6 protein-coding genes and 1 pseudogene are annotated in these 4,093 nt (G+C 63.5%); 3 read left to right on the top strand and 4 right to left on the bottom strand.

Annotation, left to right across the window (positions count from 1 at the left end; translation table 11 throughout):
* The first annotated feature begins 124 nt into the window (after positions 1 to 124).
* Positions 125 to 697, top strand: coding sequence for an ankyrin repeat domain-containing protein (locus EN745_RS31240; protein WP_127423027.1), 573 nt, complete (start codon positions 125 to 127; stop codon positions 695 to 697).
* 31 nt (positions 698 to 728) lie between these two features.
* Here EN745_RS31240 and EN745_RS31235 read toward each other — a convergent pair whose 3' ends face one another.
* Together EN745_RS31235 and EN745_RS31230 are read right to left on the bottom strand one after the other, a co-directional pair.
* Complete coding sequence (locus EN745_RS31235) at positions 729 to 1,256, bottom strand: gamma carbonic anhydrase family protein (protein WP_127423026.1); 528 nt, start codon at positions 1,254 to 1,256, stop codon at positions 729 to 731.
* Positions 1,257 to 1,275: 19 nt separating this feature from the next.
* Positions 1,276 to 1,620, bottom strand: a complete 345-nt coding sequence (locus EN745_RS31230) for a hypothetical protein (RefSeq protein ID WP_127423025.1) — start codon at positions 1,618 to 1,620, stop codon at positions 1,276 to 1,278.
* A 127-nt stretch (positions 1,621 to 1,747) separates the two neighbouring features.
* On the opposite strand from EN745_RS31230, the gene EN745_RS31225 reads away from it, so the two are divergent.
* Positions 1,748 to 2,479 carry a hypothetical protein gene (locus tag EN745_RS31225; protein ID WP_127423028.1) on the top strand — a complete coding sequence of 244 codons (732 nt, stop codon included), beginning with the start codon at positions 1,748 to 1,750 and terminating at the stop codon, positions 2,477 to 2,479.
* A 77-nt stretch (positions 2,480 to 2,556) separates the two neighbouring features.
* Here the strand turns inward: EN745_RS31225 and EN745_RS31220 are convergent, their stop codons facing one another.
* The gene (locus EN745_RS31220; protein WP_042644432.1) at positions 2,557 to 2,760 is read right to left on the bottom strand and encodes a DUF3126 family protein; all 204 of its coding nucleotides are present in this window, start codon (positions 2,758 to 2,760) and stop codon (positions 2,557 to 2,559) included.
* A gap of 140 nt (positions 2,761 to 2,900) precedes the next feature.
* The gene (cysE, locus tag EN745_RS31215) at positions 2,901 to 3,749 is read right to left on the bottom strand and encodes a serine O-acetyltransferase (protein WP_127400492.1); all 849 of its coding nucleotides are present in this window, start codon (positions 3,747 to 3,749) and stop codon (positions 2,901 to 2,903) included.
* A 123-nt stretch (positions 3,750 to 3,872) separates the two neighbouring features.
* On the opposite strand from cysE, the pseudogene EN745_RS31210 reads away from it, so the two are divergent.
* A pseudogene (locus tag EN745_RS31210) lies at positions 3,873 to 4,093 on the top strand (hypothetical protein); the annotation flags it as partial.

Genomic DNA, 4,093 nt, shown 5'->3' with positions numbered 1-4,093 from the left:
TGGCGGAGCCGGCCCTGTCCCCGGGCCGGCTCCGCCATTTCTGGCGGTGTGCAGCACTCCGTTGACAATGGCTTTGCGCCTGGGGTGATTGAGAGCAATATGGTCATCATTGCGGATCAGAGCCATGCTGGAGATCCCCGACGACCGGTGTGAGCGTCATCGGCTGTTCAAGGCCATCGACGATGCCTTCAAAGCCGGCGACTTTGAGGTTCTCGGCACGGCCCTGGGCGGCGCGCCGCGCTGGTTCGACGAACGCATGCCGTTCGAGCTCGGCCTTGGCCACCCGCTGGAGTACGCGATCTACTGGAGCCCGCTTGCCTTCATCTCGGCGCTGATCGAGGCGGGCTCGAATCCGAACTATGCGGACCATGCCGGATTCCCTTCCATCATCGCAGCGCTGTCGACCGAGCGGCGGGACAGGCACGACGTTATCCGTACCCTCATCGAGCATGGCGCCGATCCCGACATGCGGGGCGTCAACGACTGGACGCCGCTTCACTACGCGGTGGCGATGCGTGATGTAGAGGCGATACGCCTGCTTCTCGCGGCCGGCGCGGACCCGGCGCTCAGGACCCGCATCGATGATTGTTCGACGGCGCTGGAGGAAGCGGACGATGCCGGCTTTGAAACCGGCGCCGCATTGCTGCGCGAGGCGCTGGATAAGCCTGTGTCGAATCCTGGCCGGGATGAACACTGAGAGATGCCAATGCCCGCCACCTGTCGCGGACTCAGGCCTTCTTCAGCCCGGCCTTGAAGCGCTTGCCGTTTGCGACGTAGTGCGCCGCCGAGCCGCGCAGCCTGGCGACGGCCGCTTCGTCAAGTTCCCGCACCACGCGGGCGGGCGAGCCGACGATCAGCGAATTGTCGGGAAAGACCTTGCCCTCGGTAACCAGTGCGCCGGCGCCGACCAGCGAGTTCCTGCCGATCCTTGCCCCGTTGAGCACGATGGCGCCCATGCCGATCAGGCTGTTGTCGCCGATCGTGCAGCCATGCAGCAGCGCCCGGTGGCCGATCGTGCAGCCCGTGCCGATAGTCAGCGGAAAGCCCGGATCGGTGTGCATCACCGTATGCTCCTGGACATTGGTCCCGGCGCCGACGGTGATCGGCTCGTTGTCGCCGCGGATGACGACACCGAACCAGAAGCCGGCATCGCGGCCGATGCTGATGTCGCCGATCAGCGTCGCGTCCGGCGCGATCCAGTTGCTGTCGGCGTCCTCGAAGGTGGGAGCCTTTCCGTCGATCGTATAGGTCGGCATTGTCCGTCTCCGAATCGTCTCACGCTGGGAAGTGAGCCGACCCTAGGAGACCGGTCGCCCAGGATGCAATGGCGAGCAGGACGATACCCAGCGCCAGCGCCCAGGCTATCGTGGTGCAGCCGCAGGAAATCAGCGCAAGCATGGTGATGCGGCCCCGTCTGTGGGCATCCAGCGCATCGTTGGCGAGCATGAAGGGTCCAGCGCATGCCGTCGCGGCCAGCGATCGCAGTATATGTGAAGGCGACACGTAGGGTTCAGTGAAGGCAAGCCGTCGGCCGCAAGCCAGTTCCATCGTCGATCCGGCCATGCCGCTGGCGGTGAGGCCGACCGCGAAAGCAAAGAGCCAGAGCCCCACAGCACCCATCTTTACCTTCCTTTTACCATGACGTCGCACAGTCGCGTCCGACAGGCGCGCTGCAAGTACCATGCCGCGCCATGTGTGCCGCCAGGGGACATCCGGGATGTCAGGCGGCCGAGGTAACAGGGAAGCGATGAAGCAGGCGGCGACAGTTAATGGCCCGGAATTCGAGGTTGTCGATTCCACGCTGATGAAGCGGGTCTTCTATACCTTCGCGGCGCTGGCGCTGCTGTCGGTGGCAATCAGCCTCGGCGGCAAGTGGCTGGGACGCTCGATCGCCATGGCCGGCTACACTGACGACACGACCGTCCATGAAGTCGTGATCGGCAACAATGTCATTGCCGTGCCAGCCAATTTCATTCGCTTCGAGCAGGCACGGCGCGACGGCATCGCCTCGCGTCTCGACCTCTACATGCGCTATCCCGAACTGGACGGCTACAGCACCGCCGCGCGCGACGACTTCAACCACAAGGGCGAACGCAAGAACATCGTGTTCCTGTCCTTCGAGCAACAGATGATGTCGCGCGACATGAGCGGCCGCCTCGCCCCGATCTACAGCGCGCTGATCGTCCAGCCCGGCACCTCGGGGCCGGGCGGCACGACGCTTTATGGCTTCACCGAGAAGTCAGGTTATCTCAACGAGGTACTTGCTGTCGCCGCCCGCCCGGGCAAGGATCCTTTCGTTGCCCGCTGCCTGAGCGGACCGAGCGCGGAGGAATCGCTGGCGCCCTGCGAGCGCGACATCCATGTCGGCGACGGCCTCAGCCTCACCTACCGCTTTCCCCGAGAGTTTCTCGGCAACTGGCAGGCGCTTGACGCGGCAATCGCCGCGAAGGCCACGCACATCCTGAAGACAGGGCGCTAGCCCATTAGATTCATTGCATGTTTCCAATGGGAAGCATCGACCGGACCGCACAGGCTCAGGTCCGGCCGGCAGAGGGCTCAGCCCAGATCGATGTCGAGGATCGCCATCGAGAAATTGTAGTCGCCATCATCCTCGTCCTTGAAGACGATGCCGAGGAATTCGTCGCCGACATAGACCTCGGCCGAATCCTCCTTGCGCGGGCGCGCCTTCACCTGGAGCTTGGGATTCTGGAAGACGCGCTTGAAATAGGCGTCCAGCTTTCTGATTTCGTCCGGCTTCAAAGTCTTCTCCGATCGTCGGCTTGCTGATTTGAACGCGGCTTCTGGCACGCCGACAATGGCGATGTAAAGGCAAGCCGGCGACAGAACCGGAACCGGTCCGCGCGTACAGCCGGATTCAGCCGCGCGCGGGCATCCCGGCCTCAGATATCGAAGCTGACAACGTGGTCCATGGTCTGCGACGGCAGAAGCTGGTCCATCTGCCTGGAAGGCTGGTCGCAACCGGTTTCGCCGACGACGCGCGCCGGCACGCCGGCGACCGTCTTGTTGTGCGGCACCGGCGATAGCACGACCGATCCGGCAGCGATCTTCGAGCAATGGCCGACTTCGATGTTGCCGAGGATCTTGGCGCCGGCGCCGATCAGCACGCCGCGGCGGATCTTCGGATGGCGGTCGCCGCCGGCCTTGCCGGTACCGCCGAGAGTTACCCCGTGCAGGATCGAGACATCGTCCTCGATCACCGCGGTCTCACCGACGACTAGGCCGGTGGCGTGGTCGACGAAAATGCCCTTGCCGATACGGGCGGCCGGGTTGATGTCGGTCTGGAACACCGAGGAGGAGCGGCTCTGCAGGTAGAGCGCGAAATCCCGGCGGCCCTGGTTCCACAGCCAGTGCGCCAGCCGATGCGTCTGGATGGCGTGGAAGCCCTTGAAGTAGAGCACCGGCATGATGAAGCGGTCGCAGGCCGGATCACGGTCATAATAGGCCTGGATGTCGACGCGAACCGTCGTGCTCCAATCCGGATCGTCGGCCAGCATGGCATTGAAGGTCTGCCGGATGAGGTCGGAACCGATGTCCTGATGGTCGAGCCGTTCGGCCAGCCGATGGATCACCGCTTCTTCCAGGCTTTCCTGGTTGAGGATGGTCGAATAGAGGAACGCGGCAAGCAGCGGATCGCGGTTGACCGCTTCCATCGCCTCGTCACGGACCGAGCGCCAGATCGGGTCGACCGGCTGCACAATGCTGGGGCGGGCAATCGTAATGCTGTTCATCGACGGTCTCCGGCCTGCCGGCTATTCTCCGGCCGCACATATAGGCCAGATCGTAGCAGGATTGAACTCAATTTTCCTTAGTGCTCTGTCAAATGGATTTGGTTCACGGGAATTCAAGCAGCCATGGAAAACGAACCCTTGATCGATGAGCCGCTGAAAAGCGAGCTCTCGGCCCTCTATCGGGCAACGGACCGCCGCTACCATGGCCTCGCCCATATCGAGGCGATGCTGGAGCTTGCGGCGGACTATAGACGCCTGCTCCATGACCCGGAAGCCGTGGAGGCGGCGATCTGGTTCCATGACGCCATCTATGACAGCCGGGCCAAGGACAACGAGGCGCAGAG

Source organism: Mesorhizobium sp. M4A.F.Ca.ET.022.05.2.1 (assembly GCF_003998845.1).
Lineage (GTDB): Bacteria > Pseudomonadota > Alphaproteobacteria > Rhizobiales > Rhizobiaceae > Mesorhizobium.
This window is presented reverse-complemented; position numbering and strand designations above follow the sequence as displayed.

Bases quoted from the DNA above. Each gene is read 5' to 3' on its own strand.
- EN745_RS31225 (WP_127423028.1), top strand. From the start codon at position 1,748: ATGAAGCAGGCGGCGACAGTTAATGGCCCGGAATTCGAGGTTGTCGAT.
- EN745_RS31235 (WP_127423026.1), bottom strand. From the start codon at position 1,256: ATGCCGACCTATACGATCGACGGAAAGGCTCCCACCTTCGAGGACGCC.
- EN745_RS31230 (WP_127423025.1), bottom strand. From the start codon at position 1,620: ATGGGTGCTGTGGGGCTCTGGCTCTTTGCTTTCGCGGTCGGCCTCACC.
- cysE (WP_127400492.1), bottom strand. From the start codon at position 3,749: ATGAACAGCATTACGATTGCCCGCCCCAGCATTGTGCAGCCGGTCGAC.
- EN745_RS31240 (WP_127423027.1), top strand. From the start codon at position 125: ATGCTGGAGATCCCCGACGACCGGTGTGAGCGTCATCGGCTGTTCAAG.